At 66.5% G+C, this 20,729-nt stretch carries 17 protein-coding genes and 1 pseudogene; 7 read left to right on the top strand and 11 right to left on the bottom strand.

Features of this window, described 5'->3' with window-relative positions; all coding sequences use genetic code 11:
• Positions 1-133: 133 nt before the first annotated feature.
• The 4 genes from B1A87_RS20595 to B1A87_RS20580 form a co-directional block, all read right to left on the bottom strand.
• Positions 134-2,314: an alpha-galactosidase gene (locus B1A87_RS20595; protein ID WP_078026548.1), complete on the bottom strand. Its 2,181-nt coding sequence runs from the start codon at positions 2,312-2,314 to the stop codon at positions 134-136.
• Between the two features lie 139 nt (positions 2,315-2,453).
• Positions 2,454-3,797, bottom strand: a complete 1,344-nt coding sequence (locus B1A87_RS20590) for a sugar ABC transporter substrate-binding protein (RefSeq protein WP_078026547.1) — start codon at positions 3,795-3,797, stop codon at positions 2,454-2,456.
• Between the two features lie 73 nt (positions 3,798-3,870).
• A complete protein-coding gene (locus tag B1A87_RS20585; protein ID WP_078026546.1) occupies positions 3,871-4,800 on the bottom strand; it encodes a carbohydrate ABC transporter permease in 930 nt (309 codons plus the stop codon).
• Between the two features lie 12 nt (positions 4,801-4,812).
• Positions 4,813-5,769, bottom strand: coding sequence for a carbohydrate ABC transporter permease (locus tag B1A87_RS20580; RefSeq protein ID WP_078026545.1), 957 nt, complete (start codon positions 5,767-5,769; stop codon positions 4,813-4,815).
• 216 nt (positions 5,770-5,985) lie between these two features.
• Between B1A87_RS20580 and B1A87_RS20575 the strand changes: the two genes are divergently transcribed.
• Both B1A87_RS20575 and B1A87_RS20570 read left to right on the top strand, forming a co-directional pair.
• Positions 5,986-7,188 (top strand): Gfo/Idh/MocA family protein, encoded by a 1,203-nt coding sequence (locus B1A87_RS20575; RefSeq protein WP_078026544.1) that lies wholly within the window; start codon positions 5,986-5,988, stop codon positions 7,186-7,188.
• 14 nt (positions 7,189-7,202) lie between these two features.
• On the top strand, positions 7,203-8,222 hold the full coding sequence (locus B1A87_RS20570; RefSeq protein ID WP_078026733.1) for a LacI family DNA-binding transcriptional regulator: 1,020 nt from the start codon (positions 7,203-7,205) through the stop codon (positions 8,220-8,222).
• Positions 8,223-8,244: 22 nt separating this feature from the next.
• Here the strand turns inward: B1A87_RS20570 and B1A87_RS20565 are convergent, their stop codons facing one another.
• The 5 genes from B1A87_RS20565 to acs form a co-directional block, all read right to left on the bottom strand.
• Positions 8,245-9,027 (bottom strand): DeoR/GlpR family DNA-binding transcription regulator, encoded by a 783-nt coding sequence (locus B1A87_RS20565; RefSeq protein ID WP_078026543.1) that lies wholly within the window; start codon positions 9,025-9,027, stop codon positions 8,245-8,247.
• Between the two features lie 54 nt (positions 9,028-9,081).
• Complete coding sequence (locus B1A87_RS20560) at positions 9,082-9,990, bottom strand: carbohydrate ABC transporter permease (protein ID WP_078026542.1); 909 nt, start codon at positions 9,988-9,990, stop codon at positions 9,082-9,084.
• Complete coding sequence (locus B1A87_RS20555) at positions 9,987-10,958, bottom strand: carbohydrate ABC transporter permease (protein ID WP_078026541.1); 972 nt, start codon at positions 10,956-10,958, stop codon at positions 9,987-9,989. Before B1A87_RS20555 ends, B1A87_RS20560 begins: the two co-directional genes overlap by 4 nt.
• 12 nt (positions 10,959-10,970) lie before the next feature.
• On the bottom strand, positions 10,971-12,281 hold the full coding sequence (locus B1A87_RS20550; protein WP_078026732.1) for an ABC transporter substrate-binding protein: 1,311 nt from the start codon (positions 12,279-12,281) through the stop codon (positions 10,971-10,973).
• Between the two features lie 196 nt (positions 12,282-12,477).
• Positions 12,478-14,475, bottom strand: coding sequence for an acetate--CoA ligase (acs, locus tag B1A87_RS20545; RefSeq protein WP_078026731.1), 1,998 nt, complete (start codon positions 14,473-14,475; stop codon positions 12,478-12,480).
• Positions 14,476-15,199: 724 nt separating this feature from the next.
• Here acs and B1A87_RS23165 point away from each other — a divergent pair.
• The 3 genes from B1A87_RS23165 to B1A87_RS20525 all read left to right on the top strand — a co-directional run bounded on the left by B1A87_RS23165 (position 15,200) and on the right by B1A87_RS20525 (position 18,065).
• Positions 15,200-16,138, top strand: a complete 939-nt coding sequence (locus B1A87_RS23165; protein WP_185982425.1) for a hypothetical protein — start codon at positions 15,200-15,202, stop codon at positions 16,136-16,138.
• A 440-nt stretch (positions 16,139-16,578) separates the two neighbouring features.
• On the top strand, positions 16,579-17,391 hold the full coding sequence (nth, locus tag B1A87_RS20530; protein WP_078026540.1) for an endonuclease III: 813 nt from the start codon (positions 16,579-16,581) through the stop codon (positions 17,389-17,391).
• Complete coding sequence (locus B1A87_RS20525; RefSeq protein ID WP_078026539.1) at positions 17,388-18,065, top strand: CoA pyrophosphatase; 678 nt, start codon at positions 17,388-17,390, stop codon at positions 18,063-18,065. The genes nth (B1A87_RS20530) and B1A87_RS20525 overlap by 4 nt, the downstream gene beginning before the upstream one ends.
• Before the next feature lie 6 nt (positions 18,066-18,071).
• On the opposite strand, the gene B1A87_RS20520 is transcribed toward B1A87_RS20525, so the two are convergent.
• Positions 18,072-18,269, bottom strand: a complete 198-nt coding sequence (locus B1A87_RS20520; protein WP_078026538.1) for a YegP family protein — start codon at positions 18,267-18,269, stop codon at positions 18,072-18,074.
• A 204-nt stretch (positions 18,270-18,473) separates the two neighbouring features.
• Positions 18,474-19,697, bottom strand: a pseudogene (locus B1A87_RS20515) (bifunctional 3'-5' exonuclease/DNA polymerase); the annotation flags it as partial.
• Between B1A87_RS20515 and B1A87_RS24365 the strand changes: the two are divergent.
• Together B1A87_RS24365 and nth (B1A87_RS20505) are read left to right on the top strand one after the other, a co-directional pair.
• Entirely contained in the window at positions 19,620-20,183 is a 564-nt protein-coding gene (locus B1A87_RS24365) for a hypothetical protein (RefSeq protein ID WP_260681090.1), read from the top strand. The pseudogene B1A87_RS20515 and the gene B1A87_RS24365 sit on opposite strands and share 78 nt — an antisense overlap.
• Positions 20,184-20,193: 10 nt before the next feature.
• The coding region (nth, locus tag B1A87_RS20505; protein WP_185982424.1) for an endonuclease III at positions 20,194-20,729 on the top strand (536 nt) is incomplete at its 3' end.

The raw sequence follows: 20,729 nt of genomic DNA, 5'->3' as shown, positions 1-20,729 counted from the left end.
GCGCCGCCGGTCCCCTTCTCGGCCGAACTTTCGTTACGCCAGGCCTCCCCGAACACGCCGGTGGCCGGTGGCGGGAATACCCGCCACCGGCCACCGGTTCATTCTGCCCGGTTCATCCGGCCAACGTTTTCCCTCAGAGCGCCGTAACCTTCAGGAGCAGAGCGTGCTCCGGGTTCAGGTTCGGCATGGGCAGCCCCACCTGGGCCAGGAATTTGCCATTGGCTTCCGCCCCGGACGCCAGCCACGCCGGTGCCTGGATCTGCGTGAAGGTGTGGGCGTAGTCGGCATCGCCCGGTGCCGGGAATACGGCTTCGAGGCGGTAGCTGCGGTCAGCTTCCAGGCCCGGAACCGTGATCCGTCCGGGCTGCTCGGCAAACGACGTCCGGGTGCTCACCAGTGCGAACAGGGCCGCAGTCTCGCCGGCGGAAACTTCTCCGCCGGCCGCCACGCCATGAAGCATGAAGGAGTCGTCGGGAACGTCCGAACGGACCATCCGGCCGCTGTGAATGAGCCCGCGGTGCTCCTTGTAGAGCCCGATGAACCGCTTGAGCTCGTCGCGTTCTGCGCCCTGGACCTCGCGGACGTCCCATTCCATGCCGAAGTGGCCGAACAGTGCCGTGATGGCGCGGAAGGACAGATCGTGGGTGCGGGCCGTGGTGTGGGACGTGGTGGGCCCGATGTGCCCGCCCACGAGCTCCGGCGGAACCACCATGCCGGTCCAGCGCTGGATGGTCTGCCGTTCCAGGGCGTCGTTGCAGTCCGAGGCCCAGATGCGGTCCGTGCGCTCCAGGATCCCGAGGTCCACGCGCGCGCCGCCGGAGGAGCAGCTTTCGATTTCGACGCCGGGATGGACCTTGCGGAGTTCATCGAACAGGCGGTAGGCGGCGAGGGTCTGCTCGTGGACGGAAGACCGGCCGGCGTGGCCGTGTTCGGTGAGGTCCCGGTTCTGGTCCCACTTGAGGTAGCTGATGTTGTTCTCACGCAGCAGGGCATTGATCCGGTCGAAGATGTACTGCCAGGCTTCCGGGTTCACGAGGTCGATGATGTGCTGGTTCCGCCATTGCAGCGGCAGTCGGCCGCCGTCCTTGTGGGAGGCCGCGGCCGGGCCGACGATCCAGTCCGGGTGGGCGCGGGCGACGTCTGAATTGAGGTTGATCATCTCAGGTTCCACCCACAGGCCGAACTCCATGCCCCGGGTGGTGACGGCCTCGATGAGGGGAGTCAGCCCGTCCGGCCACAGGGTCTCGTCCACGAACCAGTCGCCCAGCCCGGCTTTGTCGTCGCGGCGGCCCCGGAACCAGCCGTCGTCCAGCACGAAGCGCTCGACGCCGAGGTCGGCGGCGGAGTCGGCGAGTTCGATCAGCGTGCCGAGGTCGTGGTCGAAGTAGACGGCTTCCCAGGTGTTGAGCACCACGGGGCGCTGCTTTCCGCCGCCCGCTGCCGGCAGCACATGGTGCGGACGGGAACGGAACCAGCTGTAGAAGGCCTCGCTGATTCCGTCGAGGCCGCGGTCGGAGTAGGCCGCGAAGAGCGCGGGGGTGGTGTAGCTGCCGCCGGGTCCGAGGACCACCTCGGCCGGGCCCAGCAGTTCGGAGCCGCCGATCATGGTCCGCCCGTCAGCCAGCGTGTCCGCGAACTGTTCGTGATTGCCGCTCCAGGCCAGGTGCGTGGCCCAGACCCTGCCGTGGCGGTTGCCGAAGCCGGCGGTGCCCGCGGCGAAAAGGAGCGAGGAGTCATGGCCGGTGCGGCCATGGCGTCCGGTGCGCACCCAGGTGCCCTGCTGGATGGGCCGGCGCTGCGGGTGCCGTTCCCGGCACCAGCGCCCGGTCAGGTCCAGGAGTTCGACGGCGTCCGGCGCCACCGGGAGGACCGTGGCCAGTTCGTCGAGCTGGAAAGGCGAGGTCCCGTCGTTGGTGACGGTGTGGCGCAGTTCCAGCAGGCCGCCGTCGTGCAGTGCGAGCGTGGATTCCACGGTGATGCCGGCGTCGGCATCCTGCTGCACCACGACCGCCGAGTTGCCCGTGACGGCGGCATGCACGGCGCGAAGGCGGGCGGAGAAGTCGAGCCCGGAAACGCCGTCGGCAATGCGGTGGCCGCGCAGCCCCGGCCGTCCGCGCCAGCTCGAGGATGCCTGCGGGAGAAGCCCGGCAGGAACGGTGGCATCGATGGCGGAGTTGGGGATGGGTTCGGCGAGGATGGCGAGGTCCGGGAGCTCGGTGCCGAGGTCGGCACCCCAATGGATGACCTCGGCCTCCCCGCTACTGAAACTGATCACCAGGCTGGTGCCGGCGGAACGGAGGTGCAGGGGATCCATAGGAAGTTCTCTTTCGGTGAGGAGCAAAAGCGGTAGGTAGGGAAAGCCGTTGCGGGGCCGGCACAGGGTGTGCTGTGCCGGCCCGTAAACGTGGTGCTGCGGTGGATGCCTGGGCTTCGATTGTCGCCCAGTTTGTTCCCTACTTGAAGAGGGAGTTGACCTGGCCGTTGGCGTCGGTCAGGGAGCTGGCGTCCTTCTTGCCGGACACAACCGCGTCCATGGCGGGCTTCATGACACCGTCCACCTTGGCGGCCTTGTCAGCGATGGGGAACAGGAAGGTGGTGCCATCCGTGACGTGCGTGGTGAAGGCGCTGACGTCAATGCCCTTGGCCTTGAAGGCAGCGGCGGCCTTGTCGGAGGAGCTCTTGATGGCGGGGAAGACGACGGCCTTGGAGGCCACGACATCCTGGCAGGCGCTGGAGGCCAGGTACTCGACCCACTTCACGGAAGCAGCCGGGTTCTTGGTGCCGGCCCAGATGGAGTCGGCCAGGCCGTTGAACATGCTGGCGCGCTTGCCGTCAGGTCCCTTGGGGGTCGGGGCGATTCCGGTTTCGACACCCTTGTAACTGGTGTACTGGCCGATCATCCAGGATCCGTTGGTGTTGATGGCTGCCTTGCCGGCACCGAAGGCGTCTGAGACGCTCGCGCCGACGGTGGTCTCAAGCTTGGGCATGTAGCCCTTGTCCGCGAGACCGGCCCACCACTTGATGGTCTCCTGGAGCTTGGGATCGTCGTAGTTGAACTTGGTGCCCCACGGGTTCTTGTCCGTGTGGGTCCAGCCGGTGGTGGCGGACAGGAAGCTCCATTGGGTCTGGCCCTGGCCGGAACCGGAGGACTCGAGGCCGAGGCCGTAGGTGGCCACCTTGGTCTTGTCGAAGCCGGCCTCGTCGCCGCGCTTGCCGCTCTTGTCCACGGTGAGGTGGGCGATGGCCTTCTCGTAGCTGCCGCCGTCCTGCGGGTTCCAGTCGAGGTTCTTCAGCTGCTCCTCGGTGTAGCCGGCATCCTTGACGAGCTTCTTGTTGTAGAACATGGCGACGGTGTCCCAGTCCTTGGGCAGTCCGTAGCGCTTGCCGTCCTGGCCCACCCACAGATCGGCGAGGCCCTTGTTGTAGACGTCCAGCTTGACCCCGTCCTTCTGGACGGCGTCGTCCAGGGCGAGCAGCTGCTTCTTCGAGGCGTATTCGGGGAACTTGGAAAGGTGGTCGGTGAAGACGTCCGGTGCCGTTCCGGCGACGAAGCCGTTGGTCAGGGTGGTCCAGTAGTCGTCCCAGCCGCGCTGGGTGATCTTGACCTTGATGTCCGGGTTGGCCTTGGTGAAGTCGGTGGCGCACTGCTGGTACGCGGGGAGCTGGTTGGCGTCCCAGAGCCAGTAGTTGATTTCTCCCTTGGCCTCGGCGGACGGGGCGGCGGATCCGCCGCCACAGGCGGACAGGGAAAGGGCGATGGCTGCGGCGGCAGCGACGGCGCCGATAGTTTTCTTCATGATGGACCTTTCTTGGGTGGTGCAAGGGGGTGCCGGGAGCGGCGGTTTGACGGGGTTGTCTGGAGGGAGAGGCTTATTTGATGCCGGAGAAGCCGATGGAGTTGACCACCTTCTTGCCGAAGGCGATGAACAGCAGGAGCACGGGGACGGCGGCCACCAGCGTGGCGGCCATCAGTCCGGTCCAGTCCGGGGCGCCCTGCGGGGACTGGGACTTGAAGACGCCCAGGCCCACGGTGAGCACGCGGACGTTTTCGTCCTGGCCCACCAGCAGCGGCCAGAAGTATTCGTTCCACTGGCCGATGAAGGTCAGCAGCGCCAGGGTGGCGAGGGGGGCGGCGGCATTCGGCAGGACGATCTGGAAGAAGATCCTCAGGTGCTTGGCACCGTCGAGCATTGCGGCTTCCTCCACTTCCCGGGACATGCTGAGGAAGAACTGGCGCAGGAAGAAGATGGCGAACGGGGTCATGAACAGGAAGGGCAGCGTCATTCCGGCGAACGTGTTGAGCAGGCCCATGTTCTTGATCATGAGGAAGTTGGGCAGCGCGGTGAAGATCGGCGGGACCATCATGGTGGCCAGGAACAGGGCGAACACGGCGTTCCGTCCGGGCCAGCGGAGCCGGGAGAACGCGTAGGCTGCCATCGCGCTGAAGAAGACCTGCCCGGCGGTGGTGACGCTGGCGAAGATCACCGAGTTCCGGAGGTACAGCCAGAAGTTGATGGCGGCTCCCGAGCCTCCCTCAGCGATGGCCTCTTCCGGGCTCTGCATCCCGAGGACCCTCTTGAAGGCGCCGAGGCTGAAGTCCGCGGGCAGCAGGTTGCCGGCGTTGGATGCCAGCGAGGCGTTGCTGGACAACGCGGTGCGCAGCATCCACAGGAAGGGTGCAACGGTGACGGCTACGGCGATGGCCACCAGGGCCCAGGCTCCGACGCGCCGCCAGTTGACCGGCTTCTTGGCGGGAACGGTATTCAGGGACTTCTTGCGGGTGAGTGTAGAGGTGCTCATGGCTGGGGTTCCTTAGTCCAGATCCGATTCGTTGCCCTTGAGGAACTTCATTTGCACGAAGGCCACCAGGGCAAGAATGAGGAAGAGAATGACGGACAGTGCCGATGCGTAGCCGAAGTCCGATTCGCCGAAGGCCTTTTGGTAGATGTACATCTGGATGACGCGGGAGGCGTTGACCGGGCCACCGCCCGTAGTCACTGCCACGGTGTCGAACACCTGGAAGGACCCGATCACGGTGACCACCAGCACCAGCACCATGACGGGGCGCAGGAGCGGCATGGTGATGCTCCAGAACGTCCGGGTGGGGGAGGCGCCGTCTAGTGATGCAACCTCGTAGACGTGGTTGGGGATGGACTGCAGGCCGGCAAAGATCAGGAGGGCGGTGTAGCCCATGTGGCGCCATACGTTGACGGCGGCGATGGTGGGAATGGCCCATTGCTCGCTGCCGAAGAAGGCGATGCGGGGCAGGCCCATCCAGCTGATGATTTCGTTGACGATGCCCATCTGGTAGTCGAGCATCCAGAACCACAGCAGCGCGACGATCACATTCGCCACCAGGAAGGGCAGCAGCAAAGCGCCGCGGATGAATGTGGACTTTGCGACGCGGTGCATGAGGAGGGCCAGTCCAAGGGCGATGACGGTCTGGAAGCCGATGTTCAGGCCGACGTACTGGACGGTGACTGCCATGGCGTTCCAGAACAGTTCATCGCCGAGCATGGCGGTGTAGTTCTTGATGCCGATCCAGGTGGGGTCACCCAGGATGCTGTACTCGGTGAAGCTGAGGTAGACGCCCCGGATGGTGGGGACCAAATAGAAGAGAACAAAGCCGATCATCGCCGGGAAGATGAAGAACAGGGCGACCTTCAGGTCGCCGAGGCGGTTGGTAAGGCTCCTGCGGGCGGGCTTCCCTGCCTTGGGGAGTCCGACCCGGGCTGCCGGGTCCTGTTGCTGCTTGGTAAGGGTGGTCATCTTCGACCCTTTCCTGACTGTGATGTGGGTAACAACTGAATGAGAATCTACACGAGTAGATTCCGAGTGGCAAGCTTTTCTTCCCGCAAACATTGAAAGTTACGTTTCCACTTGGCTAATTCGTTGACTCGAGTAGATTGCAGTGCAAGACTCTCAACAAGCCCACTTAGGGCCATTCGCGCCCGGACCTGCGGGCCAGCCAGGGAAAGGTAAACAATGGCGTTTTCAATCGGAGTCGTCGGCGTCGGACAGTTCGGCGGCCATTTCGCCCATCTTTTTAAGCTCCACCCGGGAGTCACGGAGGTCTACGTCGTCGACGAACGGCCGGAACGGGCCGCGGCCGCCCAAGCAACGTGGGGGCTCGACGGAACCATGGACAGCTTCGAGGAACTGCTGGCGTCCGACGTCGACGCCGTCGCCATCTTCACGCAGCGCTGGACCCACGGGCCGCTCGTGGAGCAGGCGCTGCGCGCCGGCAAGCACGTCTACTCGGCAGTGCCCATGGCGGTTTCCGAAGAGGAGATCGAACGCATCATCGAGGCCGTGAAGGAAACCGGGCTCGTCTACGCCATGGGGGAGACCAGCTACTACAACCCGGCGACCGTCTATGCCCGCAACCAGCATGCCGCCGGCAAATTCGGCCGGATCTTCTACAGCGAAGGCGACTACGTCCACGACATGGACCTCGGCTTCTATGATGCCTACCAGTACAGCGGCGGCGACCGCTGGAAGGAGACCGCCAGCTACCCGCCCATGCTCTACCCCACCCATGCCATCGGCGGCGTCCTGGGGGTGCTGCCGTCGCACGCGGTCAGCGTCAGCTGTATCGGCGTCAAGGACGACCGCGGGGACGGCGTGTTCGACAAGGACGTGAGCATGTTCGGCAACGACTTCTCCAACGCCACGGCGCTGTTCGAACTGAACGACGGCGGTGCGATGCGCACCAACGAAATGCGCCGGGTTGGCTACCCGTCCCACATCCGTGAGTCCCGGTTCCGCTTTTTCGGCACCGAGGCCAGCTTCGAGCAGATCGCGACGGTGACGGTGTGGCAGGACAAGGAAAACGTCCACGACATCTCGGACCAGGTGGAAACCCGGCCCAGCATCCCGCTGGATGATCCCTCGCTGGCCGGCGTTGCCCCCGAACTGCGCGACGCCTTCATCTCCGGGCTTGCCCCGGTGCACGACCGCGGACGGCTGCCGGACGAATACCTCGGAGCCCCGACCGGCCACGAAGGCAGCCACCAGTTCCTGGTGGACGACTTCGTGACGGCGGTCAACACCGGCACGCTGCCGCCCGTCAACGCCTGGGTGGCCGCTCGGTTCACGCTTCCCGGAATCGTGGCCCATGCCTCGGCCCAGCAGAACGGCGAACGCCTGGCCATCCGCGACTTCGGCGATGCCCCGGCGGCGCAGTAGCTAGCATGGACACCATGACGACTCCGGCAGTGCCCGCCCCGCGAACCCAGGTGACCCGCAAGGATGTTGCCCGGTACGCCGGGGTGAGCACCGCCGTCGTCAGTTACGTTGTGAACGGAGGCCCCAAGAAGGTAGCGCCAGCCACGGAAGCCAGGGTCCAGGAGGCCATCAGGCTCCTGGGCTACCGGCCCAACGCGGCGGCGAGGGCGCTGAAGCTGGGCTCAACGGAGACCATCGGCCTCATCATCCCGGACAACAGCAACCCCTTCTTCTCCTTGCTGGCCCATGCCGTGGAGGACGCGGCGGCAGAGCTGGGCTTCGCGCTCTTCCTGACGAATTCGGACGGGAACCTTGCCAAGGAGCGCCGGAACATCCGGAACCTCGCCGCCCGGCAGGTGGACGGGGTGGTTTTGGCGAGTGTGCTGTTGGACCCGGACCTGGCTGACCTGCAGGCTGCGGAGATACCGTCCGTGCTCCTGAGCCACAGCGAGAGGTCCGCAGGCTTCACCACGGTGGGTGTGGACCTGGCCGAAGGGGCCCGCACCGCCGTGGAGCACCTGATCGGGCACGGCCACACCAACATCGGCCTGGCGATGGGTACCACCACGGGAAACGAAGGGGACGCCCGTGAGGACGGGTGGCTGCGGGCCCTCAAGGACGCCGGCCTGCCCGAAGGGCCGATCGCACGCAGCGCGTTCACCCGGGTCGGCGGGTACGCGGCCGGCAAGCGGCTCCTTGCCTCGGCGAACCGGCCAACGGCGATCTTTGCGAGCTCGGATATGCAGGCGATCGGCATACTCCGGGTCCTCCATGAAGCGGGACTGGCCGTGCCCGGCGACGTGGCGCTGGCATCCTTCGACGGCTCGGTGGAGGCTGAGTATTCGTGGCCGCCGCTGACCACTGTTGAACAGCCCGTGCGCGCCATGGCGGAGGCCGCAGTGCGCGCGCTTGTCGGCGCCGACCGTGCCGAGCCGCCGCGGCACCAGGTCTTTCCGACCCGGCTGCTGGTCCGGCAGTCCTGCGGCTGCGGCTGACGAAGTTTCAGGGGATCGCGGCCTAGACGAGCCGCAGCCGGCTTACCCGGTCGCGGAGGATGCGCTGGGCTTCGCCGGACAGGCCGGCACCACTGATCACCTCGTCGGCTTCCTCGAGTTCCGCGATGGTGCTGATGCCCTGGGTGCCCCACTTGGTGTGGTCGGCCAGGACCACTACTTTGCGGGAGGCGGCCACGAAGGCGCGGTCGGTTTCGGCTTCCAGAAGGTTGGGGGTTGTGTAGCCGGCCTCGGCGTCCATGCCGTGCACGCCGAGGAACAGCAGGTCCAGGTGCAACTGCCTGAGCGCCGCGGTGGCAATGGGTCCCACCAGCGCGTCCGACGGCGTGCGCTCGCCGCCGATTAGGATCACCGTTGAGCTGTGCCGCGGGCCGCCCGACGCCGCACCGTGGTGGAAGAGGTCGGCGATACGGATCGAGTTGGTCACCACGGTGATCCGCGGGCCGTTCACGAGCTCCTTGGCCAGCGCCCAGGTGGTGGTGCCCGCGCTGAGGGCCACGGCCATGCCCTCATGCACCATGCTGGCGGCCTCCACGGCAATGGCGCGCTTCTGCGCCGTCAGCTGGGTGGACTTGAGTTCGAATCCGGGCTCGTGGGTGCTGGCGTCGCCGGGCAGCTTGGCGCCACCGTGGATCCGCTCCACCTGCCCGCTTTCCTCCAGCGTTTCGATGTCCCGGCGCACGGTCATGAGGGACACGCCCAGCAGCTGGGCGAGGTCCGAGACACGGACCACGCGCTCGCGCTGGACGGCATCCACTATGGACTGGTGGCGGGCGGCGGGAAGCATCGGAATCCTCTCAAGCGGTGACGGCGGCGGCGTGGCTGCTCCTGCCATCTTCGCTTACCCCTTGCTGGAACCAAGAGTCAGCCCGGCAACAAACTGCCGCTGCAGGAGCAGGTAGACGATCAGCGTCGGAATAACGGTGATCACGGCTCCGGCCGCCAGCAGGTTGTAGTCGTTCAGGAATTCGCCCTGGAGGTTGTTGATGGCCGTGGTGACGGGAAGCCTGTCGCCGCTCTGGATGAAGATGAGGGGCCAGAAATAGTCGTTGTAGATGAAGATGACTTCCAAGGTGCCGAGCGCGGCAAAGGCCGGCCGGCACAGCGGCATGATGATCTCCCGGTACTGGCGCCAGATGCCCGCCCCGTCCACCAGTGCGGCCTCGGTCAGGTCGGGGGAGAGCGCCTTCATGTAGTTGGACAGGACGAACGTGCAGAAGCCCATCTGGAAGGCCGTGTTCACGGCGATGACCGCGATGTACGTGTTCAGCATGTTGCCGGAATCGCTGAAGGCGTACGGCACTTCGAAATGCTTGGCCATCTCGAACAGCGGCGCCGCCAGGACCTGGGGCGGCAGCAGGTTGCCGGCAGTGAACATGATGAGCAGCGTGACGTTGAACTTCCAGCTCACCCGGCTGACGGCGAACGCCATCATGGATGCCAGGAACAGCACCAGCAGGACCGCCGGAACGGAGATGATCACCGAGTTCCAGAAGTACTTCGCGATGCCGCCCTGCGTCCAGGCCTGGACGAAGTTGTCGAAGTTGAAGTCTCCGGCGATGCTGAAGTAGCCGTATTCATTGGTGGAGGCGATGGGCCGCAGGGCCGTGAAGAGAGCCCATCCGAGCGGAATGAGCCACATGACGGCCATGACCGTGAGGAAGATGTGGGTTCCGTAATGCCGTTTTGGCTTGCTGCCGGAACGGCGCTCCGCCACGGACGGAACGCCTGCGCGGGCCGTGGTGCTCATGCTCTGTTCTCCTTGCCGAAGGTGCGGCTGAGGTAGAAGACGATGGGGACCAGGGAGATCACCAGCAGGACCACCGCAAGGGCTGAGCCGACGCCGATCACCTGCCCCTCTCCCACCAGGTTCTGGATCACCAGGGCACTGATCAGCTCCAGGCCGTTGGTGCCGCGGTTGATGACATAGACGACGTCGAACGCACGCAGCGACTCGATGATGGTGATCACGACGATCACCACGTTGATGGGGCGCATGGCCGGGAAAACCACCCGGAAGAACGTCTGCACCGCGTTCGCGCCATCGATCGCCGCGGCCTCCTTGAGGCTCGGGTCGACGCCCTTGAGGCCGGCCAGGTACAGCAGCATGACGTAGCCGGCATGGCGCCAGGTGGCGGCGATCAGGGCTGCCCAGATGTTGACGGAGGAGTCACCGAACCAGTCAACGGCCTGCGGGGTGCCGGACGTGCCCAGCAGGAAGTTCAGCAGGCCGTTGTCCCGCTGGTAGAAGAGCTGCCAGATGATGCCGATCAAGGCCAGGGACAGCATTACGGGAGCGAAGAAAATGCTCTGGTAGATTTTGCTGCCGCGGATCTGCTGGTCCAACAGCACAGCCAGCAGGAGTCCCAGCGGCGTGGCCACGAGGGCCAGGAACGCAAGCCAGAGCAGGTTGTGCTGCATGGCCGGCCAGAACGGCGGGTAGTCCTGCGAGATGTACTGGTAGTTACCGAGGTCTGCCGGCCTGATGTCGGTCAAGGCCAGTCCGTTCCAGCGCGTGAAGCTCAGGGCGATGGACATCAGGGTGGGCAGCCAGACAAAAACGAGCTGGATGAGCGTCGGAATGCCGACCATCAGGGTCAGGACGATCTTGTCCCGTTTGGAAAGCCGCCGGACCTTCCCGCTTTTGACGCCCTTGGCCTGCGCTCCGGACGGTGCCCTGGATTCCGGTGGGACCAGGTCTCTTGCTGTAGTGCTCATGACGGTCCCCTGCTACTGGGCCGCGTAGAGGGTCTTGGCCTGGGCCTCGAGGTTTTTGACGTCCATCTTGCCGTCCTTGAGGAAGGTCTGCAGGGCGGGAATCATGACGTTGTTGGCCATGGCGGGAAGGGCGTCACGGTCGAAGAACTGGCTGATGGACTTGGCGTTGGCGATGGTCTCGGCACATTTCTTGTTCAGCTCGCTGAATTTGGAAGTGTCCGCGCCCTTGGCGGTGGCGATGTTGGAGGGGTCCACGGCGGCGTAGGCGTCCTGGGCCTCGGGCGTGCCGATGAATTCCATGAACTGGCGCGCCGCCGAGTTCTCGCCGCCTTTCTTGGACAGGAGCAGGCCGTCGATGGGGGCTTCGACAGCGTCGCGGCCTTCAGTGGCGATCTCCGGGAACGGGAAGAAGTCGATGTCCTTGAGCACGGCGGGATCCGTGAACTGCTGGGTGACGAAGGAGCCGAGCAGGTACATGCCGGTCTTCTTGGCCGCCAGTGACTTGGCCGCGTCCTGCCAGGTCTGGCCCAGCGCTGCCGGGTCCTGGAAGGGAAGCAGCGCGGACCACGTGGTGAACACCTCGGTCACCTTCGGCTGGTCCCAGGATTCCTTGTGTGAACAGAGGTCCACGTGGAACTGGTAGCCGTTGAGCCGCATGTTGATGTAGTCGAACGTGCCCATGGCCGGCCAGCCGTCCTTGTCGGCAAAGCCGATCGGGATGATACCGTCGGCCTTCATCTTGGCCGCCAGCGTCTTGAGGGCATCGAAATTTTCCGGAACCTCGTAGCCCTTCTCCGCCCAGAGGCTCTTGCGGTAGAAGAAACCCCACGGGTAGTTGTAGTTCGGCACGAAGTACATCTTGCCGTCAGGGCCGGTGGAGGCTTTCTTCAGGGCATCCGAGAAATTTCCGCCGATCTTCTCCCAGACATCATCGACGGGAGCGAGGAGGCCCTTGCCGGCGTAGAACTGCATCCGGTAGCCCGCGAACCAGGTGAACGTGTCGTCCGGCGAGCCCTGCAGGTAGGAGTTGATCTTGTTCTGGAAGTCGTTGTGCGGCACCACGTTGGTGTTAACGGTCTTGCCCGTCTTTTTCGTGAAGGCATCGGTCACTGCCTGGTAGGCCTTCTTGGGAACCTCGTCGGAGGACCCTGAGCCGAAAGTGAGTCCCGAGGAATCAGTGCCTCCGCCGGAGGGGCCGGTGCCCCCGGTGCAGGCTGCCAGCAGCGGCACGCCGGCCAGCCCGGCAACACCCACGCCCATGGTCTTCAGGATTGTGCGTCGGCCCGGGCCGGCGGTGAGGGACGGTGCTGTGTGTGCTGCCATGATCTCTCCCTTGAAATTCAGCTGGTTGTGAGGCACCTCACATAGGAATGACTATAACCTCGCAAAAGAGAACAGGAAAGATCGAAAAGCAACATTTATCCGTGCCGATGAAAAGTCGGTGGGCAGCCCGACGGGCAGGCGCGGGCAGGGCCCGGCTGCTGCGTGCGGCCGGGCCCTGCAAAGTGCGGTTTTGTGCTTATTTCTTCAGTGAAGCCGCGATCTGGGCCATGACGGTGTTGTCGGCCAGGGTGGTGGCGTCTCCGGTGTCGCGTCCTTCGGCGACGTCCTTGAGCAGGCGGCGCATGATCTTGCCGGAGCGGGTCTTGGGCAGTTCGGGCACCACCAGGATGGTCTTGGGTTTGGCGATGGGGCCGATCTCCTTGCCCACGTGGTTGCGGAGGTCCTGGACGATTTCGTCGCCGGAGTCCACGGCGTCGCCGCGCAGGATGACGAACGCCACCACGGCCTGGCCGGTGGTTTCGTCCGCGGCTCCGACGACGGCGGCCTCCGCCACGGCCGGGTGGCTCACCAGGGCGGACTCGATCTCCGTGGTGGAGAGGCGGTGGCCGGAGATGTTCATGACGTCGTCCACGCGGCCCAGGAGCCAGATGTCGCCGTCCTCGTCCTTCTTGGCGCCGTCACCGGCGAAGTACATGGTCTCGAACCGGGACCAGTAGGTTTCCTTGAAGCGCTCGGGGTCGCCCCAGATGCCGCGCAGCATGGCCGGCCAGGGTTCGCGGATCACCAGGAAGCCGCCGTGGCCGTTCGGCACCGACGCGCCGTTCTCGTCCACGACGTCCACGGCGATGCCGGGCAGCGGGACCTGCGCCGAGCCGGGCTTTGTGGCCGTGACGCCGGGCAGCGGGGCGATCATCTGGGCCCCGGTTTCGGTCTGCCACCAGGTGTCCACGATGGGTGCGTTGTTCCCGCCGATGACCTCGCGGTACCACATCCAGGCCTCGGGGTTGATGGGTTCGCCCACCGAGCCCAGGACCCGGATGGAGGAGAGATCGTACTTGTCGGGGATGTCCCGGCCCCACTTCATGAACGTCCGGATGGCCGTGGGGGCGGTGTAGAGGATGGAGACCTTGTACTTCTGGACGATCTCCCACCAGCGGCCCTGGTGCGGGGAATCGGGCGTGCCCTCGTACATGACCTGCGTGGCGCCGTTGATGAGCGGCGCGTACGCGACATAGGAGTGGCCGGTGACCCAGCCGACGTCGGCCGTGCACCAGTAGACGTCCGTTTCCGGGTGCAGGTCGAACACGGCCTTGTGGGTGTACGCGGTCTGGGTGAGGAACCCGCCGGTGGTGTGCAGGATGCCCTTGGGCTTTCCGGTGGTGCCGGAGGTGTAGAGGATGAACAGCGGGTGTTCGGAATCGTGGCCCACGGCGGTGTGTTCGGTGGAGGCCGCCCCGACGGTGTCGGCCCACCAGTGGTCCCGGCCCTCGTGCCAGTCCACATCCTGGCCGTTGCGCTTGACCACCACCACGTTCTGCACGCTGTGCCCGTCCGCGGCCAGGGCCTGGTCCACGGCGGACTTCAGGGCGCTGGGCTTGCCGCGCCGGTAGGTGCCGTCGGCGGTGACCACCAGCTTGGCTTCGGCGTCCTCGATCCGGGACCGCAGGGCGTCAGAGGAGAAGCCGCCGAACACCACCGAATGCACTGCCCCGATCCGGGCGCAGGCCAGCAGCGTGATCACGGCCTCCGGAATCATGGGCAGGTAAACGGCCACGCGGTCACCCTTGGCAACACCGAGGGACTCGAACGCGTTGGCGGCCCTTTTTACTTCATCGGTCAGCTCGGCGTAGGTGTAGGAGCGGGAATCGCCGGGTTCGCCTTCGAAATAGATGGCCACGCGGTCGCCGAGCCCGTTCTCCACGTGCCGGTCCAGGGCGTTGTAGGCGGCGTTGACCTCGCCGCCGACGAACCACTTCGCGAACGGCGGGTTGGACCAGTCGAGCGCCTGCGTGAAGTCCTTGTTCCACGTCAGCAGTTCGCGCGCCTGCTTTGCCCAGAAGGCGGGGCGGTCGGCATCGGCCTCGGCGTAGGCTTCCGCGCCAACGACGGCGTTGGCGGCGAAGTCCGCGGTCGGGGCAAACTTGCGGTTCTCGTGCAGCAGGTTTTCAAGTGCATCGCCCTGCTGGCTGGTGGCGGCGGCGGTGGCCGTCGAGCCGGGAGTGTCCTGGGACATGGTGAACCTCATCATTCATCGATCTTTGCAGCGCGGGATGCGCCGGCCCCGGCTGCCACCCTGCCGCTGTGCGCGGCGCCGGGCAGCGGCCGATCGCGGACATACCGCAAAGAGCTGTTCCGAAAACAGACTAGCCCCTTCGGGTTCAGCCACGTGTGCCGCGTCACATAGTGAACAGTGAACGGTGCGTTATTAGCGACGAATGGTTGCCCTGCGTACGCGGCGTCCGTGCGGGGGTGTGGCCGGAACGGCGTGCCGGGGGCGCCCCGCCGCGGCCCGTCAGCTAGTGATCATCCATGCACTTGGCTAGGCTGAGATGGACTCGTGACAGAGGCCGGAGGCAGCCTGACCGTTTGAGGTCTGGCCCGCCGGCCGTTAGGCGTCGCCGGGCATTGGACAGCCGCCCGGATGCCGCCACGCTAAGGAGAACAGTATGAATCAGCAAAGCCACGGCCAGCCGGGTCTAGGTCAAACGGGTCCGGGCCAGGGGGATTCCGGTCAGCAGGGTCCGGCCCCGCGTGACCTGGGTCAGCAGGTACCAGCCGGGCAGGGTTCCGCCGCGCAGGCCGGAGCCGAGAAGGATTCAACCGGACACCGGGACACGCCGCGGGATGTTGCGCCGGCCGCCGGTAGCGACGTCCGCTTCATGAAACCGCAGGGCGGGGCGTTCGCGAACTCCGCTGCTTCTCCGTCCAATGCTTCCGCTGGCGGCAGGGGGCCCGGGGTGCGGAACGTTGCGGTCCTTGGTCCGTTTACCGTCCGTGACCTGACCGTTTTCGGGGCCACGCTGATTCTCTTCATCGCATCGCTGATTCCGGTGTTCGCCGTCCGCTACAACCTGTGGAACCTGGGGAGCTTGTTCTTCCTGGGGCTGGGGATCGTGCTGCCCCTCATCCTTGCGGCGCTGTTTGTGGCCCGCCGGCTGGCTCCGGAGACGAAGGTCCGGATCGGCTCGCTGTCTGTCGATCAGTTCGGCTCGGTGGTGGCATCCTTTGCCGTGGCTTTCTTCTTCCTTTCCGTTGCAGGGGCGTTCACGCCCAGCCTGCTCGTGGCCCTCATCGGCGCGCTGGTGCTGTTTGCCGCCACGGTACTGGCCAGGTTCATCCCCTTTTTCGCCGGGGACTTCCTGGACCGGGCCGAAGTGCCGGCCCACATCACCGCCCGCGAGTCCGCCGTACCCGTCCGGACACCGAAGGCACCCAAACCGGCCAAGCCAACTGAGCAGGGCAAACCAGCCGAGCAGGGCAAGTCAGCTGAACAGAGCCCGACGGCGGGCGGCCATAAGGCAGCCGGCCGGATTTTTGGCGGCCACAAGTTCGGCGGCCAGGCCGCTGCCCATGCACCGGGAACCGCCGCCCCGACGGCCGGTACACCGACCGCCGGCACGCATCCGCGGGCGCTCCAACAGCCGGCGCTGCAACGGCCGGGGCGCGGCCGCCGGTGCCGGCATTGCAGGTGCCGGACTTACCCGTCCGCTGGTGCCTGGCCCGCCGCGAATGCAGCCAGCAGCGCCGCAGCGTCCCCCGAAACGGGACCTGCCGCCGTCGTGCCTTCCGCAGAAGCGCCGGCCGCCGCCCGACCTGCCGCCGTCGTGCCTTCCGCAGAGGCGCCGGCCGCCGCCCGGCCTGCGGCAGCCGAACCGGCAGCGCCGCCGCCGAAGTGACGCAGCTGGACGGCACCCGGTCACCGCTGCTGCAGCCGCCGGAGCCAGGACGGCGACAGGGAACCGGCCCGCGGCCACTGATGCCGCCACCGGCGCCATGCCGCATTCGGCGGCGTCGGCCCTCCTGCCACCGCCGTCCATCAGCAGGTGAAGCCGCAGGAGCAGGTGAAGTCGCAGGAGCCGATCGGCGCCACGGTCGATCCGCAAGCCGGCCCGAGGAGGCCGAAGAGCAGCCGGTCCACGAGGCATTCTGGTTCGCGGTGGCGCAGCACCGGACGGCCGTGGATGAGCGCACGGGCGCACCCCTGTTCGGGATCGAGCCCGGCGGCTGGGTGCTGGCGCTCGAGGACCGGGGCGACAGTTCCTGGTCCAGCACACGGACGGCCGCGTGGGCGTCCTGCGCGATCTCAGCAACATCGAGCGCGGCTAGCCGGCCTCCCGTGGCCGCCTCCGAAGGTGCCGGGCCCCGGTCCGGCGAGTCAGCGCTGGCGATCAAGCGGCGTGCCCGGCGAATCAACCGGGCCCTTGCCGAGCAGTACCCCTATGCCCACGCCGAGCTCGACTTCCGGAACCCGTTTGAGCTCCTGGTGGCCACGGTGCTGTCCGCGCAAACCACCGACGTGACCGTCAACCTCATCACGCCGTTGCTTTTCGCCCGCTACCCCGATGCGCGGGCCATGGCCGAGGCCGACGCCGCGGAGCTGGAGGCGATCATCAAGCCGACCGGCTTCTTCAGGGCCAAGACGAAAAACCTTTTGGCCCTCGCGAACCGGCTCGTGGACGAGTTCGACGGCGTGGTCCCCGGCCGGCTGGAAGATCTGGTGACGCTTCCCGGCGTCGGACGGAAAACCGCGAACGTGGTGCTGGGAAATGCCTTCGGCATTCCCGGCATCACCGTTGACACGCACTTCGGACGCCTGGCGCGGCGCTTCGGCTGGACCGGGTCCGACGATCCCGTTCGCATCGAATCCGACGTGGCCGAGCTCTTCGAGCCTAGGGACTGGACCATGCTGTCCCACCGCGTGGTGTTCCACGGTCGGCGGGTCTGCCATTCCCGGAAGCCTGCCTGCGGCGCCTGCGCCGTGGCCAACTGGTGTCCCAGCTTTGGCCTGGGCGAAACGGACCCGGCCAAAGCCGCGAAGCTTCTGAAGTATGAGCTTGCGCCGGGAAACGAGGAGCTCCTCGGCAAACTCCTGGCCGAGACGCACCGCGCCGCCGAAATCCGGATGGAATCCCAGCGGAGGTCCCCGTGACTGCCCGCCAGGACCTGGTGGACCTCGTCGACTCCATCAACGCAGGAACCGGCCCGGCCCGGAACCCCTACTGGCGGACCCTCACCGTGGACGCGTCAGTGGCACGGAAGGCCGCCGTGCTCATCCTGTTCGGAGCGCTGGACGACGTCCCGGCGGCCTCGGGAAAACCGCTGGTTGCCGCGGACCTGGACGTCCTGCTCCTTGAGCGCGCGCACACGCTGGACGACCATCCCGGTCAGGTGGCGTTTCCCGGCGGCGGCATCGATCCGGACGAGTCACCCGTTGCGGCGGCGCTGCGCGAGGCGGAGGAGGAGACCGGCGTGGATCCGGGCGGAGTGGAGGTGCTCGGGGTCCTGCCCGAACTGGCGCTGCCCCGCGGCAACTACCTCGTGACGCCTGTCCTCGGCTGGTGGGCTTCGCCGTCGCCCGTCCGGGTGGTGGACTACGGCGAGTCCGCCCAGGTTTTCCGGGTTCCGGTCCGGGACCTGCTGGACCCGGAAAACCGGGCGATGGCCACCGTCACCCGGATGAACCAGACCTTCCAGAGTCCGGCCTTCACCGTGAAGGAAGTGGTGGTCTGGGGCTTTACCGGCATGATCCTGAACGAACTGTTCGACCAGCTCGGGTGGGCCGTACCGTGGGACCGGACCCGGCTGCACCAGCTGGAACTTTAGCCCTCGCTAGCCTTGGGGCTGCGGTCTCCGCAGGTCTACCACGAGTCCCGTTGCGGCGTTTTCCCGCATCGCGTTGATCCCGTCGACAACCCCGGAAACGGTCTTAAACCGCGGTGACACGGCCACCACGTTGCCGTCCCCGTCTACGAGCCGGAATTTGTAGGACTGCTCGTCGTCCTGGTGTATTTCAAACCTGCCCGCCATTGGCGTGGAACCCCCTGGTAATGCTTCATCGCACCTGCCGGGCCAACGATTCTGCCACTGCCCGGCCACCTCCGAGCCTAGTGTCATGTGCCACAGGGGGCGAGCTACTAGCGGGTACGTTACTCCGTTCAACGGTCCGTGTCCGTAGCGGCGGATGTGACTTTAATTCCCGCCGTTGAGCGGCTACCCTCACGCCCTGCGCCGCTACTTCGCGTTGTCGTAGGAATCCACCACGGCCACGCTGACCGGGAATTCCACCGGAATCGGGCCGAAGAGGAGTTCCTTCGCGGCGTTGGCGGCTTCCTCGATCGCCCTGATGCATGCATCGACGGCGGCCTCTGGGGCATGCACCATCACCTCATCGTGCAGGAAGAAGACGAGCTCCCCGGAAGCGGAGCCGTCGGCGCGCAAGGTACGCAGCCGCCGTCGTAATTCCGCCAGCCAGCAGGCGGCCCAGTCCGCCGCGGAGCCCTGCACCACGAAGTTGCGCGTGAACCGCCCCCGCGAACGTGCGATGGAATCCGCGCGCCGCTGCTCTTCCGCCGAGGTGGACCGCTGGCTGAGGAGCCACCGCTCGGACGGGGGCGGGCTGCTGCGGCCCAGACGGGAGGTGACCGTCTTCCCGGCCTCGCCGTCGCGGGCGGCCCGCTCCACGAAGCCGACGGCGCGCGGGTACGTCCGCACAAGCTGCGGCATGAGCCGGCCTGCTTCGCCGGAGGTGGCGCCATACATGGCGCCGAGCAGGGCCATCTTGGCCTTGCCGCGGTCGCCGCCGAATCCCTTGGCGGCGATGCCCGCGTAGAGGTCCTGGTCACGGGCCGCCTCGGCCATAGTGGAATCCTGGGCGAGGGCAACCAGAACACGCGGCTCGAGTTGGGAGGCGTCCGCGACGATCAGTTTGTGGCCGGGGTCGGCGTGCACGGCGCCGCGGATCTGGCGGGGGATCTGCAGCGCGCCGCCACCGCGTGACGCCCAGCGCCCCGATACGACGCCGCCCACCACGTATTCGGGCTGGAACCGGCCGTTTTTCACCCAGGCATCCAGCCACGCCCACCCGTTCGCGGTGTGCAGCCGCGAGAGTTTCTTGTACGCCAGAAGGGGCTCGATGGCCGGATGGCTGGACCCCTTCAGCTCCCACTGCCTGGTGGACTTCACCTCGATCCCGTTCCGGTGAAGGGCGCGCATGAGTTCCTGCGGGGAATCCGAATTCAGGCTTGGCGAGTTCAGGAGCCGCCGGAGTTCGGTGTTGAGCGCCTCAAGCTTGGCGGGCCGGTGTCCGAGCGGCGGGCGGGGGCCCAGGTAGTCGGCGAGAATCTGCTGGTGCAGTTCCTCCCGCCAGGGCACGCCTGCATGCTGCATTTCGGCGGCGATCATGGCCCCGGCCGATTCGGCGGCGAGCAGGAGCTGGAGCCGCTGCCTCCGGTTGCCGTCGGCGCTCGCGCCGCCCAGCGCCTCCTGCTCTGTCTCTTATACACATCTACGCAGCTGGACGGCACCCCGGTCACCGCTGCTGCAGCCGCCGGAGCCGGGACGGCGACAGGGAACCGGCCCGCGGCCACTGATGCCGCCACCGGCGCCATGCCGCATTCGGCGGCGTCGGCCACTCCTGCCACCGCCGTCCATCAGCAGGTGAAGCCGCAGGAGCAGGTGAAGTCGCAGGAGCCGATCGGCGCCACGGTCGATCCCGCAAGCCGGCCCGAGGAGGCCGAAGAGCAGCCGGTCCACGAGGCATTCTGGTTCGCGGTGGCGCAGCACCGGACGGCCGTGGATGAGCGCACGGGCGCACCCCTGTTCGGGATCGAGCCCGGCGGCTGGGTGCTGGCGCTCGAGGACCGGGGCGACGAGTTCCTGGTCCAGCACACGGACGGCCGCGTGGGCGTCCTGCGCGATCTCAGCAACATCGAGCGCGGCTAGCCGGCCTCCCGTGGCCGCCTCCGAAGGTGCCGGGCCCCGGTCCGGCGAGTCAGCGCTGGCGATCAAGCGGCGTGCCCGGCGAATCAACCGGGCCCTTGCCGAGCAGTACCCCTATGCCCACGCCGAGCTCGACTTCCGGAACCCGTTTGAGCTCCTGGTGGCCACGGTGCTGTCCGCGCAAACCACCGACGTGACCGTCAACCTCATCACGCCGTTGCTTTTCGCCCGCTACCCCGATGCGCGGGCCATGGCCGAGGCCGACGCCGCGGAGCTGGAGGCGATCATCAAGCCGACCGGCTTCTTCAGGGCCAAGACGAAAAACCTTTTGGCCCTCGCGAACCGGCTCGTGGACGAGTTCGACGGCGTGGTCCCCGGCCGGCTGGAAGATCTGGTGACGCTTCCCGGCGTCGGACGGAAAACCGCGAACGTGGTGCTGGGAAATGCCTTCGGCATTCCCGGCATCACCGTTGACACGCACTTCGGACGCCTGGCGCGGCGCTTCGGCTGGACCGGGTCCGACGATCCCGTTCGCATCGAATCCGACGT

Origin of the sequence: Arthrobacter sp. KBS0703 (assembly GCF_002008315.2) — a bacterium.
Taxonomy (GTDB): Bacteria; Actinomycetota; Actinomycetes; order Actinomycetales; family Micrococcaceae; genus Arthrobacter.
Note: the sequence above shows the minus strand (reverse complement) of the source record. Positions and strands in the feature narration are given on the sequence as shown.

Bases quoted from the DNA above. Each gene is read 5' to 3' on its own strand.
- B1A87_RS20595 (WP_078026548.1), bottom strand. From the start codon at position 2,314: ATGGATCCCCTGCACCTCCGTTCCGCCGGCACCAGCCTGGTGATCAGT.
- B1A87_RS20590 (WP_078026547.1), bottom strand. From the start codon at position 3,797: ATGAAGAAAACTATCGGCGCCGTCGCTGCCGCCGCAGCCATCGCCCTT.
- B1A87_RS20585 (WP_078026546.1), bottom strand. From the start codon at position 4,800: ATGAGCACCTCTACACTCACCCGCAAGAAGTCCCTGAATACCGTTCCC.
- B1A87_RS20580 (WP_078026545.1), bottom strand. From the start codon at position 5,769: ATGACCACCCTTACCAAGCAGCAACAGGACCCGGCAGCCCGGGTCGGA.
- B1A87_RS20575 (WP_078026544.1), top strand. From the start codon at position 5,986: ATGGCGTTTTCAATCGGAGTCGTCGGCGTCGGACAGTTCGGCGGCCAT.
- B1A87_RS20570 (WP_078026733.1), top strand. From the start codon at position 7,203: ATGACGACTCCGGCAGTGCCCGCCCCGCGAACCCAGGTGACCCGCAAG.
- B1A87_RS20565 (WP_078026543.1), bottom strand. From the start codon at position 9,027: ATGCTTCCCGCCGCCCGCCACCAGTCCATAGTGGATGCCGTCCAGCGC.
- B1A87_RS20560 (WP_078026542.1), bottom strand. From the start codon at position 9,990: ATGAGCACCACGGCCCGCGCAGGCGTTCCGTCCGTGGCGGAGCGCCGT.
- B1A87_RS20555 (WP_078026541.1), bottom strand. From the start codon at position 10,958: ATGAGCACTACAGCAAGAGACCTGGTCCCACCGGAATCCAGGGCACCG.
- B1A87_RS20550 (WP_078026732.1), bottom strand. From the start codon at position 12,281: ATGGCAGCACACACAGCACCGTCCCTCACCGCCGGCCCGGGCCGACGC.
- acs (WP_078026731.1), bottom strand. From the start codon at position 14,475: ATGTCCCAGGACACTCCCGGCTCGACGGCCACCGCCGCCGCCACCAGC.
- B1A87_RS20520 (WP_078026538.1), bottom strand. From the start codon at position 18,269: ATGGCGGGCAGGTTTGAAATACACCAGGACGACGAGCAGTCCTACAAA.
- B1A87_RS24365 (WP_260681090.1), top strand. From the start codon at position 19,620: ATGCTGCATTTCGGCGGCGATCATGGCCCCGGCCGATTCGGCGGCGAG.